This is a genomic window from Harryflintia acetispora (assembly GCA_004340125.1).
In the GTDB taxonomy this organism is placed as follows: Bacteria; Bacillota; Clostridia; order Oscillospirales; family Ruminococcaceae; genus Harryflintia; species Harryflintia acetispora.
This window is the reverse complement of sequence record SLUK01000006.1, coordinates 141656-155564: the sequence shown is the minus strand read 5'-3', so window position 1 is coordinate 155564 and position 13909 is coordinate 141656. Positions and strand designations below refer to the sequence as shown.

Genomic DNA, 13909 nt, shown 5'->3' with positions numbered 1-13909 from the left:
ATTGTATATAATAGGGAACAGTTCCCAATCCTAACAGAATCAGGGCAAATGCGTTTGAAGGAAGCTATGGCCCCATCCCTTCCAAACAGAGAGCCGGTGGCGGGTGCGAACCGGCGGGAGAGACGGCTTATCCACTTCCCGAGCGGCCGGCGACGAGCCGGAGGGGCGGTACCCCTTATCGTACCAACGAGCGGCGGGCTTTCGGCCCGCAATTTGGGTGGCAACGCGGAGTCTTTCGTCCCATACGGTGTATGGGTCGGGGACTCTTTTCATTTTGTAAGAAAATAAGGGAGGACTAGAAAATGCTGGATATCAATCTATTGCGCACCAATCCCGAGCTGGTCAAGGAGAACATCAAAAAGAAGTTCCAGGACGAGAAGCTGATCCTGGTGGACGAGGTCGTCGAGATGGACAAGCGCTTCCGCGAGGCGAAGGGCAAATGCGACAACCTGCGCAGCCAGCGCAAATCCATCAGCAAGGAGATCGGCATGCTGATGGGCAAGGGGCAAAAGGAGGAGGCCGAGCGGACCAAGGAAAAGGTCGCCGCCATCGCCCAGGAGCTCGAGGAGACCGAGCGCCTCGAGGAGGAGCTCACCGCCGAAATCCGCAAGCGCATGCTCGTCATCCCCAACATCATCGACGAGAGCGTGCCCATCGGGAAAGACGACAGCGAGAACGTCGAGGTCGAGCGCTTCGGTGAGCCGAAGGTGCCCGACTTCGAGGTGCCCTACCATGTGGACATCATGGAGAGCCTGCGCGGGATCGACCTCGACTCGGCGCGCAAGACCAGCGGCAACGGGTTCTATTACCTGTGCGGGGACATCGCGCGGCTCCACTCGGCCATCCTCTCCTACGCGCGGGACTTCATGATTGACCGTGGCTTCACCTACTACGTCCCGCCGTTCATGATCCGCTCGAACGTGGTCACCGGCGTGATGAGCTTCGCGGAAATGGAAAACATGATGTACAAGATCGAGGGCGAGGACCTCTATCTCATCGGTACCAGCGAGCACTCGATGATCGGCAAGTTCATCGACACCATCCTGGAGGAGGACGCCCTGCCCCAGACGCTGACGAGCTATTCGCCCTGCTTCCGCAAGGAGGTGGGCGCCCACGGGATCGAGGAGCGGGGCGTCTACCGGATCCACCAGTTTGAGAAGCAGGAGATGATCGTGGTCTGCAGGCCCGAGGAGAGCAAGGACTGGTTCGTAAGACTCTATAACAATACCGTCGATTTCTTCCGCTCGATGGACATCCCGGTGCGCACGCTGGAGTGCTGCTCGGGGGACCTGGCCGACTTAAAGGTCAAGTCGATCGACGTCGAGGCCTGGAGCCCGCGCCAGAAGAAATATTTCGAGGTGGGCAGCTGCTCCAACTTAGGGGATGCGCAGGCGCGCCGGCTGGGGATCCGGATCCGCAGCAAGGAGGGGAAGAACTACTTCGCCCACACCCTCAACAACACGGTGGTGGCCCCGCCGCGCATGCTGATCGCATTCCTGGAGAACAATCTCCAGGCCGACGGCACCATCGCCATCCCGCAGCCGCTGCGCATGTACATGGGCGGCAAGGAGTTTATCGGGAAATAGAAGATTCGTTAAAAAGGTGCCCCGCCATTCTGGCGGGGCACCTTTTTAACGGAAACCCTACTCGTAGAATTTTCGCAGCACCGGCACCCCGGCCGTCACGCTGCCGCTGGCGGTGTTGACGGCCATGCTGCGGATGGTCCAGTTTGCCTCGTCGAAGCCGGTGAAGTTCCCGAGCGAGGAGAAGCCCTCGAGGGGGTAGCCCTTGGAGTAGGAATCGACCGATATGCTTCCGCCCCGGAACGCTTCTCCAACGCCGTTGGAGACGGCCGAGGTGCACCAGTAGGATTTGCTGAGCGCAACAGCGCCGCCGGTGGTCTCTCCGAACAGGGCGGATGTGCCGAACTCCGTCGAAGCAAGGGAAGCCGGTACCGCGTAGCAATCCGTGATCTGCAGCCTGCCGTCCGAGCGGGAGACCAGCCCGCCGGGATAACCGCAGGACACCGCCTCGACCCCCAAGGCGTAGCAGCGTTCAATGGTGCTCGAATTAAACCATCCGACCAGCCCGCCGGCCTGATAGCCGCTGACGGAGCAGTTGAGCGCGTAGCAGTCGCGGATAATGCTGCCGTCGAGCGTGGAAGCCAAAGCGCCGGAGTTTCTGCCCTGTGTTTCCCGGTAGGGGGAGAAGAGCGCGGTGGAGTCCTCGATCCCGAGGCGCTGGACGGTCGCGCCGGTGAGCTGCGCAAACACGGGCTCGTTTAACCCCCTGATCCGGTGCCAGCCGCCGTCGTAAGTTCCGCGAAAGTTGCTGATCGACGCGAAGCTCCCACCGCCGTCGATGTCGTTCACCTGCAAGAAACTTGCGGAGAGATGGTTTTCCACATGGTCGAGCTGCTCCCTGACGCTCACCCGGAAGGGGCTTTGCACACTCCCGTCCCCCGCATAGTAGGCCCCCGCCGTCCCGGCGGGGCAGCCGCAGGTGGGCGTGGTGGTAAAGGTCTTGACAGCCGTCGCCTCCCGGTCGAACGCCGCCCGCCCGGGCGCCGCGTGGGCAGTGACCTTGAGCGTCCAGGTGCTCGGCCCGGTCGGGTCGTAGCAAAGCGGCAGGTAGACATTTACCGGCGAGGTGGGGGTAACCTCCACCGCCGCCGTCACTTCGGGCGCGCCGGAAGCATAGCTCCCCTCAAAGAGGGAAAAGGTGTAGTCGACCGTCCCCGAAGAGCGGGTAAAGGGGATATTGACCCCGTAGTCGCAGGCATAGCCGTCCCGCACCGTGACCGTTACCCCGCTGTCCGCCGCCCCAGCCCTGACGCCGGCCGCCAGGAAAAAGGCCAGCGCCGCCAAAACCCACCGTTTTTTCATAGAATTCACCTTCTGAATAAGACCGCTAGTATAGATAGCTTGCGGCCGCTCTTCAGAGGGCAAGAGGCAAAAAGCGCTGGATTTCCTTGCTTTTTTCGCCAAAAGAGGATATAATTAGGAAAAGAATGTCAGTGGTTGGGAATTTTGTTCCACCCCTGCGCGAAAAGAAATGAAAACGAGACCGCAAGCTATCTATGCTTACGGTCTTTTTTCTTGGGGCTATTTTCCCGGCGCCTATGGCACTTTGGCGCCTATGGCGCCATGCGTACGCTCACCTCGCCCGAGCGCAGGGTCTGCCGCTCCCCGTTCGCGTCGCGCACGATCAGCCCGAACTGCTCGTCGATGTCCTCGGCCAGGAAAACCCCGCACTCCTCCTGTGAGCGGATCACCACCCGCTGGCCGAGGGTGACCATCCGACGGCGGCACTCCTGCCGGATCAGGGGCAGGTTTTGCGGGAACCCCCGGTAGCTTTCCTCCAGCCGGTCCAGCAGCGCCGCGGCCAAACGTTCCCGCTCGAAGGGCTGCCCCGCCTCGGCCCGAAGCGAGGTGGCCACCTCCTGCAGCTCGGGCGGGAAGGCGGAAGGATCATTATTGACATTGATCCCGATCCCCAGCACCAGCCAGGCAGGGACCCCGTTTTCGATCACCGACTCGATCAGAATCCCGCAGACCTTTTTGCCGCCGACCTGCACATCGTTGACCCACTTGATCCCCGGGGCAAGGCCGCAGACGTCCTCGATCGCCTGCGCCACGCAGACCCCCGCCAGGGAGGTCAGCGCCGCCGCCTGCGTGAGCTCCCCCCTTGGGCGCAGCAGCACGCTCAGGTAAATCCCCTCGCCCGCCGGGGAATGGAAGCTGCGCCCAAGCCGCCCGCGCCCGGCGCTCTGCCGCTCGCAGAAAACGGCGGTGCCCTCGGGCGCGCCCTTCGCCGCCAGCTCCTTTAATGTCAGGTTGGTCGAGGCGGCCTCCTCGAGCAAAACCAGATTATCTCTGAAAAAATCACCCTTCAGGGCCGAAACGAGCTTTTCGCGCTGCAGCACGGCGTTCCCCTCCTTCGCAGAGTCTCCCCTTATTATAGCGAAAAAAGCACCCGCTTCCAAGAGGAAGCGGGTGCTTTTTTTCAGTTTGATTAAATCCTGCGCAGATTGGACAGGAGCACCACCAGCACCGTCCAGACCAGCTGATAGCACAGCAGCAGGGTGAAGGTGATGTTCGCCATCCCCGCGAAGAAGGCGAAGAAGGTGATGATCGCATAGCCGATCACGGTGGAAAGCAGCTGCACCGCGGTGCCGATGGTCACCGCCGACTTGATCCGCGGGATGATCCCCAGCGCCCGCAGCATGGTCATGATCGAGCCGGAGTAGACGATCGACGCATGGGCGCGCCCCCGCGGGGCCATCACCCGCTCGTAGTCGGCGTGCAGGCTGGCGGGCACGATCCTGATGAAATGCTCGGGATAGCTGTAGAGCATAGACAATTTTCCCGGCGTGATGTTCGGGTCGGTGGAGTGGACGATCAGCGCCACCCCGCGCTCGGAGAGCTCGCGCAGCACCGGGGCCACCCGCTTGTCGCTGCCATAGGACAGGGCGAACATCGCGATCAGCTCGCCGGAGTTCGAGAGGTAGAGAATGTCCTTCCCCTCCCCGACGTAGCGCTCCTCATAGTCCTTCGAGGGGGTGCTCACCCCATGGTTTTGCATCAGCTGCGCGTTGCCGATCAGCACACGCTTGCCGTCCACCCAGGCGGAGAGGCCCATCGAATCCTCGAAGACAATGTTCTCGGCCTCCTTGAGGATCTTGCTGTTCCCACCGAGCATCCCCTGGAAGATGGGGGCCAGTGGCGAATCGGTCGCGCAGATGACGCTGCACGCATCGAGAATCGCCTGCTCGATCAGGCTCTCCTGGAACACCTTCATCGAGCTTAGGGTAATGCTGTCGGGCGGGAAGAGCTCCTTGGCCTTGAAGGTGACCGCCTTGACGGAGTTGTACTCCTCGACCACCGGGTAGCCCGCGATGACGGTCCCGGCCTTGGTGAGCTTCTTGGCCGCGCGCAGCATCGGCATGTTCCCAACCATGGTGGAGGTGAAGGGCGCGCAGACGGCCAGCAGGCCGCTGAGCACCGTGAGGGAAACGTAGAGGCTGCCGCCCACAAAGTAGCTGATCACCGACACGGCGATCGATGCGAGCAGACAGATGATCACCAGCACGCGGTTGATGCTCTCGGCATAGTCCTGCGCGTAGGACGCCTCCAGGAAGCCGGAGACGTACTTGGTCTTGACCGAGTAGGTGATCTCGGGCAGGTCGAGCGGCAGGCCCCGGGAGAGCTCGCGCGCAAAGTCCGGGCTCTTGATGGTGCGCATGACGTATTTCTCCTGGTCCGAGCAGACCAAGCGGCTGTTGCGCTCGATGCGGGACATCATCATCATTTTGCCGACGATGTTGAAGAGCAGCCCCAGCACCGGCACGCAGTAGTAGAGCTGGACCCCGACCTCTGAAGCGGCGGAAGGGGTGACGACCAGGGCCACGCCCTGGGCCATCGCCGCGATCATGGCGAGCGAGATGAGCGAATCGTTGTCCGCCTTGAAGGTGAACATGCTCACCAGCCCCCCGCCGATGGTCGAGCTGTTGATCAGCATGGTGATCGCGACCACCGCCACGTTGACGATCATGAACATCCGCACCGTGTCCGGATTTTCGGGCAGCATGATCGGCGGCAGCGGGAAGGCCTTGGAGATGAAGGAAAACGCGAGGTAAAGCAGCCCCACGAAGGCGGCCGTGGTCAGCGCGAAGCGCACCCGAAGCCCCATCTGCGCGCGCTTGATGTCCGCGCGGATGGCCCCGCGCTCCTCCTCGCTGCTAAGCGTGTCGGCGGGCGTGCCGTGCTCGTCGTAGTCCACGTCGTCCTGGAAGTCCTCCGGGTCGAGCGGCAGATGCTCCACCGGAAGCTGGGGGAGCGGCTCCTCCCCGCCGAGCAGCTTGGTCGCCTCATCCGCCGGCGGCGCGAAGGGGGATTGCCCCGCCGTCTGCGGCACGGAGAAATCAGACGCCGCCTCGTTCACCGGGGGCACTACCGTGGTCGCCTCGGGCGGCGGGGTATAAACCGGCTGGCTTACCGGCTCGCTCTCGGCAGGCGGGGCCATGACCGGGGCGCTCACCGGCGCGCCGGCGCTCCCGGAAAAAGAGCCCTGCGACGGGGGATTAAACTCCCCTGTCGGCTGGGTGATGTTAAAATTAAAATTGCCAGGAGCCGCGGACGGCGCCTGATAGCCGCCCTCCCGCGGCGAGGCGGGGGCCGGATCGAAGGCCGGCGCACAGGGGATGGGCGGGGTATAGACCGGAACGCTCACCACCGGGGAGGAAAGCGTCTCCATCTCGGGCGCCGGGGAAACCACCGGCGCGCCGACGATCGGCGCGCTGCGCCGCGGCTGAATGGGCGGGCGCTCGGGGTCGATCCCCTTGCCGAGCCCTACCCCTTCCCCGAAGTTTTGCAGCAGGTCGTCCATCGAGGGCTTTGGGGTGCGCCGGGTGGCGGGAGCCGCGGAGGGACTCGACGGGGCGGCGGAAAACTGCGGCGTCTGCGGCGGATAATTTTGCCGGGGCGCCGCCGGCGGATTATATGGCTCGGGCTGATAGCCCTGATAACGGCTGTTTTGGCCGTAGCCGCCCTGCTGGGAATAGGAGCCCTGATCGGGCTGATAGCGCCCGGGCTCGTCGTAGGGCTGCTCATACTGGCGCGGCGGGTATTCCTCCCGGGGCGCCGGCGCCGCCGGGCGATAGCTCTCCCGCGACGGGGCCGGGGCGCGGTAACCCCCCGGGGCACTCGGGACGGGCGGCGCAAAGTCGGTGGTGTTCTGGGTGGGGCTAAACTGGAAGCCCCCCTGGCGCGGCGCCCTTTCCTCCGGGGCATAGCCGCGCGCCGGATAGGGCTCCTCATATCCCGCGTTCCCGCGCGGGGTGGGCGGATAGGAGGCGCGGTACTCCTCCCGGTAGGGGCGGTATTCCTCCCGGGGCGGCTTTCGCCGCTCCGGCTCATATCCGCGCTGCTCATAGCGCGGCTCGTCGTAACCCCGGCCCTGGCGCGGGGCGTAGTCCTCCCGCCTGGGCTCCTCATATTGCTCGTAGCGCCGCGGCGGATACTCCTCCCGCGGCTGCTCATATTGCGCGCGGCGGGGGGCATAGTCCTCCTGCCGCCAGTTATCATTTTGCGGATAGCTCTCCCGCGGGGCCGCACGCGGCGGCGCATAGCCCTGCGGCGCATTCTCCGGCGGATAGGGCGCGCGGCCGTCATACGCCTGCATGCGCTCCTGTTCCCGCTTGCGCCTTACCTCTTCGAGGATCGCGTCGATATCGTAGTTTCCGTTCATTTCTCAAGTTCCCCTTTTGAGTCGACCGCGCTGGAGGCTAGCCCCTCTTTGCAGCGCTGCGCTGCCGCGCGATCTCATACATCAAAATCCCCCCGGCAACCGAGGCATTGAGCGAATTGGTCCGGCCGTACATCGGCAGCGACACGACCTTGTCGCAGCTTTCCTTCACCAGCCGGCCAACGCCCCGTCCCTCCGAGCCTATGACCAATGCGGCCGCGCCATCCATATTGCAGGCGCGGTAATCCTCTCCGTCCATATCCGCGGCATAAACCCACACGCCGCGCTCCTTGAGCTCCCGGATGGCCGACACCAGGTTGGTGACCCGGACCACCGGCATATATTCCAGCGCGCCTGCGGCGCACTTGGCGACCACCGGCGTGAGCGAGACCGAGCGGCGGCTGGGGATAAGTACCCCGTGCGCGCCCGCGGCCTCGGCGGTGCGGATGATGGCGCCGAGGTTGTGCGGATCCTCGATCTCATCGGCGACGATCAAAAAGAGCGGCTCGTCCCCCGCCTTGGCCCAGACGTCCTCCATCGTGGCGTACGGGTGGCCCGGCAGGGCCGCCGCCACCCCCTGGTGGGACGCGCCCCCGGCGATGGCCGAGAGCTTCTGGTCGTTGACGCGCTTGATGGGGATCTTTCGCTCCTGCGCCAGCGCGATGATCAGGCGCAGGCTGCCCTGCGCCTCGCCCTGCTGCAGGTAGAGGGTATCCGCCTCGTGCCCGGAGCGCAGCAGCTCCAACACCGGGTTGCGCCCGACCACATACTGGCGCTCGTAAGCGCCGCCTTCCCTCTGATCCGCCATGCGAATGTCCACCTTTCCGTCGCGTTGCGGCCATAAAAACCGTATAATAGCCACTTATGGCTATTATAGCACAGTCTGCCACAATATTACAATGCGTAATTTGCCGCTTAGGCGCGAAATCGGCCGGCGGCTCAGAGCAGCGCCACACACAGCACGACCACCCCGCACACCCCCAGCAGCGCCAGCGCCAGAGCGCCCAGCTTGCGCCAGCCCCATCTCCTGCCGCGCCGGGGTGCGAGCATGGACACCGCACCGTGCGAGCGCAGCAGCCCGTCGGCGTAGTCCTCCGCCATGCGCAGCATGCGCTCCTCGCTCACCTCGTCCTGCTCCGGCTTTAAAAAGAGCACGATCCGCTCGAAGCAGCTGCCGTCCTCGCCATTGATTTCGATGATCCTCTTATTGGTCCCTCTGATCACTGCATAACACCCCTTATCGCCAGTTTTTCGTCTTTGCCATTATTGTTGGCAGCCACCGCCAGGGGTATGCACCGTTATTCACCAAACCATCCAATATTCATACAATCCCCAAATACAGGGATTGACAGTTTTCCTTCCACAAAATCTTGTGGATATTCCTTCCCGCCTTCCGGGAATATTCGGTATACCGCCGCAAAAAATGCATCGCCGCGCGCGGGCAATATACCAATGGTAAAACGGACTTTTCCACAGCCCGTTCGGTTTTATGCGAAACCCGTTGTGGAAAACTCGGTGGAAAGTGTGGAAACTCCCCATTCTCACGCGCTTTACAAAAATTATACATTTCACGAATAATTATGCGCGAGTCTTGTCGAAAAAATTTTCATACTAAAAGTAATCCCTACTTGTCACCGATCTGACGCGCGCAAAGATAGGAGATCGAGCGCTCGATCGAGGAGCGGACCTCCTCCGGGATCGGCCCGGGAGCCGCGTTGCGGTAGTCGAAGAGGTTGCAGAAGCGGTCGACGTCCCCCTTGAGCGCCTCTAGCCGGCCCAGGGTAAGGCCGCCGGCCACCTCCAGGAAGCCGGGCAGCGCCTTCTTTGGCAGCTTTTCCTGCGCCTTCTGCGCGAGCAGGCGGTAGTGTGGGAAGCAGATGCACTCCTGCTGGGAGAAGAGCGTGCGAAAGGCCTCCTCCTTCTGCCACAACCCGAGGATGGTGTCGAGCATGCGCTCCATCGCCCAGTCGATCCGCGCGCAGACATAGCACCCTTCGTCGACCTCCCTGGCTTTTTCCAGGCGCTTGTCCTTGCCCAGGATGGGCGCCTTGGCCCCGACGACCTCCTGGCGGATGTAGTCGAGGTGGGACTGGAGCATGAGCCCCAGGCCCAGGCGGTTCTTCCTTGTGAGCATCATCCGGAAGTGGTCGGTACAAAAGCCCTGGCGGTTGGTGTCCTGGCGCACGTCCGGCTCCATCATGGCCGCGCCCATGATGTACTCCAGGCACCGCTCCTCCAGCGTGTCCCGCATGCGGCAGAGCGGGCAGCCTTCCTTGGGCTCGAACACCTCGCTGACCGGGATGGTGTAGATGGTATCCTTCAAAGCCGTTCCCTCCTAAAGCGTATAATAGTAACGATGTGGCTATTATATCACGAGCGCGAAGCGCAAGTGATATAATTGGCCATTGGCGGCAGCGCCGGCAGGCGCGGATCGCCGCGGCCGTAAAGATGTATAATAGCCACGATGTGGCTATTATACCACGAGCGCGAAGCGCAAGGTGATATAATTGGCCATTGGCGGCAGCGCCGGCAGGCGCGGATCGCCGCGGCCGTAAAGATGTATAATAGCCACGATGTGGCTATTATACCACGAGCGCGAAGCGCAAGTGATATAATTGGCCATTGGCGGCAGCGCCGGCAGGCGCGGATCGCCGCGGCCGTAAAGATGTATAATAGCCACGATGTGGCTATTATACCACGAGCGCGAAGCGCAAGTGATATAATTGGCCATTGGCGGCAGCGCCGACAGGCGCGGATCGCCGCGGCCGTAAAGATGTATAATAGCCACGATGTGGCTATTATACCACATTTATGATATAATCCGATAGAACCCTCAGAAAAAGGAGTGCACCGCTATGAGCCATATCCACCGCTTTCCCCTCCCCTCGCCCGACGACTTCGATGCGCAGCAGACGCTCGACTGCGGGCAGGCCTTCCGCTTCCAGCTACAGGAGGACGGCTCCTATGCCGGAGTGGCGGGCAGCCATCCCTGCCGGATCTGGCAGGAGGGGGCCGCGGTCGTGGTGGAGTGCTCCTGCAATGAAGATGACTGCGCCCCCTTCTGGCGGCGGTATCTCGACCTCGGGCGGGACTACGGCGCGCTCAAGCTGATTCTGCGGCAGGACCCGGTGATGGAGAAGGCCGTCTCCTTCTGCCCGGGCATGCGCCTGCTGCGCCAGGACGAGTGGGAGACGCTCTGCTCCTTCATCCTGAGCCAGAACAACAACATCAAGCGGATCAAGGGGATCATCGCCACCCTCTGCAAGGAGTTCGGCCAAAAGCTTCACGGCGGGCAATACGCCTTCCCCGCCCCTCGCGACCTCGCGGGACGCACCCTCGGGGAGCTCGGGGTGCTGCGGGCGGGCTTTCGGGCCAAGTACCTGCTGGACGCCGCCCAAAAGGTCGCCTCGGGCGAGCTGGAGCTGCGCGCGCTCTACAGCGTCCCGCTCGGGGAAGCGAAGGAGCGGCTGATGACCATCCACGGGGTGGGGCCCAAGGTGGCGGACTGCGTGCTGCTCTACGGCTTCGGCAAGGTGGAATGTATCCCCAAGGACGTCTGGATCAAGCGGGCGCTGGCGATCCTCTATCCCGGGGGTTTCCCCGCCGCGCTCGAGGCGGTGGGCGGGCTCGCGCAGCAATATCTGTTCCACTACTGCCGCACCTGCCCGCAGGCGCTCGAAGAGCCCCGCGCGCTCGCCGGGGCCGGGATATGATCAAAACAAAAGGCTGCCAAATTCTTTGGCAGCCTTTAGCTATTCCTACATATCGCCGGGGAAGCGGATCCCGGCCTGACGGCGGATCGTCTCCATCGCGCCGCTGACCTCGCAGGCGAGGGCGCAAAGCTCCTCCACCTTTTCCCGGTTTCGGGCGGGGTCCCCGATCGCCTCATAGAAGGAGCGCGCCTCAAAGCTCATGATGTGCTCGCGGGTGTCCCCCCCGGCGAGCGCCTCCTCCCTTCCGTCGGGGTGGTGCAGGGTCATCCCCTGCAAGGTGGAGATCGAATCGATGGTGATCGTGCCCCGCTCCCCGATGATCTCGCTGCCGAGCTTGGTGGTACCGGCCTTGCAGTGGGTGATCACAGCCCCGAAGCCGTCGTACTCGAAGATGGCGCTCCCGGCGGCGTCCGCGCCGCTTTCGAGGAAGGAGGCGCTGGCGTGAATCGCCTTCGGCCTCCCGAAGAGCCGGATGGCCGGATAGACGCAATAGACCCCCATGTCCATCAGCGAGCCGGTGCAAAACTGGGGGTTAAAAATATTGGGCAGCTCGCCGCGCAAATAGGCGGGATACTTGGAAGAATACTGCGAGATGTCAAAACGCGCCAGGCGCACCGGGGCGATCTCTTTCACCGCGCGCTCGAGCAGCGCGAGCGCGGGCAGATGCATGGTCACGATCGCCTCGAGGAAGACGAGCCCTTGGCGCCTTGCCAGGCACACCAGCTCCTCGGTCTGCGCACGGGTGGGGGCGACCGTCTTTTCACAGATGACGTGCTTGCCGTGCTCCAGAAAGAGGCGGCTCTGTTCGACGTGCAGCGAATTGGGGCTGGCGATATAGACCGCGTCGATCCCATCGCTCTGTGCCATCTGCCGCAGGTCGGTAAAATAAGCCGGCGCGCCGGTCTCCGACGCAAACTGCTGCGCGCGCTCCCCGCTGCGCGAATAGACGGCGGCGAGCGTCAGCCCGTCCACATATTTTGTCCCGCCCAGGAAGGACTTCACGATCCAGCCCGATCCGACGGTCCCCAGACGCACCATACCGCCCACCTCCTATTCCCGGCCGAGCATGGCCGCGCCGATGATCCCCGCGTCGTTGCCTAAAGAGGCCTGGACCAGCTCGGTGGTGTACCGGTCCGCGCCGCCGTAGACCTCCTTGTAGACCTCGGCGCGCAGCGGGGCGAGCAGCGCCTCGCCGCTGTGGGAGATCCCGCCCCCAAAGCAGATTTTCTGCGGATGAAGCATGTTGATGAAGTTGGTCACCCCGCAGGCGAGGTAGCGGATGTAGGTGTCCACCACCTTGGCGGCGGACGCGTCGCCCTTCTCCCTGGCGTCGAAGGCGGTCTTGCCGTCGACCTTGCCGATGTCCCCGCCGACGAGCTCCCACATCCCGCTTTGAGGGTCGCTCATCATCTCCTCCTTGGTCATGCGGATCAGCCCGGTGGCAGAGGCGTAGGATTCCAGGCACCCCGGCCGCCCGCAGGTGCAGCGCACCCCGCCGATCTCGACGACCGTGTGCCCGAACTCGCCCCCGCGGCTGTGGTAGCCGGAATAGATCTTCCCATCGATAATCACCCCGCTGCCGACCCCGGTGCCGAGCGTGATCATCATGGCGTATTTGCATCCCTTCATCGCGCCCGCCAGGCACTCGCCCAGGGCGGCGGCGTCCGCATCGTTGGCCATCTCGATCTTCCTCCCGAGGCGCGCGAGCACCAGCTCGCGCAGCGGCACATTCTCCATCACGATATTGTTGGAGTAGATGATGGTACCGCTCTGCGAATCGACGCTCCCCGGTATCCCGGCGCCGATGCTCACGACCTCGCCGAGGGGAATCCCCGTTTCGGCACAGAGGTCCCGCACCAGCTTATTTAGGGCGTTGGCCAGCTTTTCGCCGTTGTCCTCCCCAGCTTGGGAATAGGTCGGCAGGGACATCTTTTTGACGATCTCATATTTCTCGTTTACCAGTCCCGCCTTCACGCTCGTGCCGCCGATGTCGATCCCGATATAATAGCTCATGCGCTCGCTCCCCTTTTGCATATTCTACCTTCCATGGTAGCATACCCGCCCTTCGCCGTCAATCGGATATTGCCTCCCGGAAAGCGCTGTGATACAATAAGCCTATTCACTCAAAAGGGGGCGCTCAACATGCTGGAGCAGGACAGGCTGGAATATGAAAACGAAGACTTCTCGGGCGAGGACTTCGGAGAGCGGGAACTGCGGCGGGTCACCTTCCGCAAGTGCCGCTTCGGGGGCGCCGTGATGAGCGACCTTATCACCAGCGGCTGCACCTTTGAGCGCTGCAGCTTCACCTTCGCGCAGATGGGCGGCTCCACCCACAGCGGTACCGCCTTCCTCAACTGCAACTTTGAGGAGTGCATCCTCTTTGGGGCGCTCCTGGAAAACTGCAAGTGCACCGGCTCCTCCTTCTCGGGGGCCGACCTGACCGGCTTTGCCATCCGGGGCGGGAGCTACGACTACACCGCCTTCTTCGAGAGCGACCTGTCCGGGCTGACGCTGGACCATATCTCCTTCGCCCACGCCGACCTGCGCGGGTGCGACCTGCACAAATCCTCCTTGCAGGAGTGCGACCTCTCACATGCGCTGCTCTTCGGGGCCAAGCTGCAAAACAGTGACCTGCGCGGCGCGCTGCTCGACGGGGTGGACTTCAAAAGCGCAATCCTCAAGAACACCAAGATAGACGTTACCCAGGCAATCCTGCTCGCCGAAAGCCTGGGCTGCCGGGTGGGATAATCCTATCGTTAAAGGAGCTTCGACGGCCGTCGAAGCTCCTTTTGTTATTTCCCCTTATAGACAAGTGCCCTGCTGTCGACCGCGCGCATGGTCGCCAGGATTCCGTCGAGACGGTCGTACTCGTGCTGGATGAGCTCGCTCATGTCGCCCTTTAGCGCCCACTCGTGCCCGTTCCAGCTCTCGTCCCGAAAGCGGAGAATACA

General features: G+C 63.0%; 13 protein-coding genes. 3 read left to right on the top strand and 10 right to left on the bottom strand.

The features are described 5' to 3' along the window. Positions 1-302 precede the first annotated feature (302 nt). Positions 303-1586, top strand: a complete 1284-nt coding sequence (gene serS, locus EDD78_RS08380) for a serine--tRNA ligase (RefSeq protein ID WP_132084647.1) — start codon at positions 303-305, stop codon at positions 1584-1586. Between the two features lie 57 nt (positions 1587-1643). On the opposite strand, the gene EDD78_RS08375 is transcribed toward serS, so the two are convergent. From EDD78_RS08375 to EDD78_RS08350, 7 genes are all read right to left on the bottom strand, one after another. After that, on the bottom strand, positions 1644-2885 hold the full coding sequence (locus tag EDD78_RS08375) for a hypothetical protein (RefSeq protein ID WP_132084646.1): 1242 nt from the start codon (positions 2883-2885) through the stop codon (positions 1644-1646). Between the two features lie 251 nt (positions 2886-3136). Further along, the gene (locus tag EDD78_RS13980) at positions 3137-3925 is read right to left on the bottom strand and encodes a biotin--[acetyl-CoA-carboxylase] ligase (protein ID WP_165873164.1); all 789 of its coding nucleotides are present in this window, start codon (positions 3923-3925) and stop codon (positions 3137-3139) included. Positions 3926-4014: 89 nt separating this feature from the next. Beyond that, positions 4015-7248 (bottom strand): hypothetical protein, encoded by a 3234-nt coding sequence (locus EDD78_RS13975; RefSeq protein WP_165873163.1) that lies wholly within the window; start codon positions 7246-7248, stop codon positions 4015-4017. A gap of 37 nt (positions 7249-7285) precedes the next feature. Continuing rightward, positions 7286-8053: a 23S rRNA (guanosine(2251)-2'-O)-methyltransferase RlmB gene (rlmB, locus tag EDD78_RS08365; RefSeq protein WP_079698819.1), complete on the bottom strand. Its 768-nt coding sequence runs from the start codon at positions 8051-8053 to the stop codon at positions 7286-7288. A gap of 131 nt (positions 8054-8184) precedes the next feature. Beyond that, positions 8185-8469, bottom strand: a complete 285-nt coding sequence (locus EDD78_RS08360) for a hypothetical protein (protein WP_079698818.1) — start codon at positions 8467-8469, stop codon at positions 8185-8187. 400 nt (positions 8470-8869) lie between these two features. Next, positions 8870-9568, bottom strand: coding sequence for a DUF6062 family protein (locus EDD78_RS08355; RefSeq protein ID WP_132084644.1), 699 nt, complete (start codon positions 9566-9568; stop codon positions 8870-8872). Between the two features lie 150 nt (positions 9569-9718). Continuing rightward, the gene (locus EDD78_RS08350) at positions 9719-10054 is read right to left on the bottom strand and encodes a hypothetical protein (protein WP_132084643.1); all 336 of its coding nucleotides are present in this window, start codon (positions 10052-10054) and stop codon (positions 9719-9721) included. A gap of 46 nt (positions 10055-10100) precedes the next feature. Between EDD78_RS08350 and EDD78_RS08345 the strand changes: the two genes are divergently transcribed. Continuing rightward, a complete protein-coding gene (locus EDD78_RS08345) occupies positions 10101-10958 on the top strand; it encodes a DNA-3-methyladenine glycosylase family protein (protein WP_132084642.1) in 858 nt (285 codons plus the stop codon). Between the two features lie 45 nt (positions 10959-11003). Here EDD78_RS08345 and EDD78_RS08340 read toward each other — a convergent pair whose 3' ends face one another. Together EDD78_RS08340 and EDD78_RS08335 are read right to left on the bottom strand one after the other, a co-directional pair. Then, complete coding sequence (locus tag EDD78_RS08340) at positions 11004-11996, bottom strand: Gfo/Idh/MocA family protein (RefSeq protein ID WP_132084641.1); 993 nt, start codon at positions 11994-11996, stop codon at positions 11004-11006. 12 nt (positions 11997-12008) lie between these two features. Continuing rightward, on the bottom strand, positions 12009-12971 hold the full coding sequence (locus EDD78_RS08335) for an ROK family protein (RefSeq protein ID WP_079700398.1): 963 nt from the start codon (positions 12969-12971) through the stop codon (positions 12009-12011). Between the two features lie 129 nt (positions 12972-13100). On the opposite strand from EDD78_RS08335, the gene EDD78_RS08330 reads away from it, so the two are divergent. Further along, positions 13101-13706 (top strand): pentapeptide repeat-containing protein, encoded by a 606-nt coding sequence (locus tag EDD78_RS08330; protein WP_165873162.1) that lies wholly within the window; start codon positions 13101-13103, stop codon positions 13704-13706. A gap of 44 nt (positions 13707-13750) precedes the next feature. Here the strand turns inward: EDD78_RS08330 and EDD78_RS08325 are convergent, their stop codons facing one another. Beyond that, positions 13751-13906 (bottom strand): peptide deformylase, encoded by a 156-nt coding sequence (locus EDD78_RS08325; protein WP_079698813.1) that lies wholly within the window; start codon positions 13904-13906, stop codon positions 13751-13753. Positions 13907-13909: the final 3 nt, after the last annotated feature.

Coding starts and splice junctions, on each gene's coding strand:
- serS (WP_132084647.1), top strand. CDS start 303: ATGCTGGATATCAATCTATTGCGCACCAATCCCGAGCTGGTCAAGGAG.
- EDD78_RS08375 (WP_132084646.1), bottom strand. CDS start 2,885: ATGAAAAAACGGTGGGTTTTGGCGGCGCTGGCCTTTTTCCTGGCGGCC.
- EDD78_RS13975 (WP_165873163.1), bottom strand. CDS start 7,248: ATGAACGGAAACTACGATATCGACGCGATCCTCGAAGAGGTAAGGCGC.
- rlmB (WP_079698819.1), bottom strand. CDS start 8,053: ATGGCGGATCAGAGGGAAGGCGGCGCTTACGAGCGCCAGTATGTGGTC.
- EDD78_RS08350 (WP_132084643.1), bottom strand. CDS start 10,054: ATGTGGTATAATAGCCACATCGTGGCTATTATACATCTTTACGGCCGC.
- EDD78_RS08345 (WP_132084642.1), top strand. CDS start 10,101: ATGAGCCATATCCACCGCTTTCCCCTCCCCTCGCCCGACGACTTCGAT.
- EDD78_RS08340 (WP_132084641.1), bottom strand. CDS start 11,996: ATGGTGCGTCTGGGGACCGTCGGATCGGGCTGGATCGTGAAGTCCTTC.
- EDD78_RS08335 (WP_079700398.1), bottom strand. CDS start 12,971: ATGAGCTATTATATCGGGATCGACATCGGCGGCACGAGCGTGAAGGCG.
- EDD78_RS08330 (WP_165873162.1), top strand. CDS start 13,101: ATGCTGGAGCAGGACAGGCTGGAATATGAAAACGAAGACTTCTCGGGC.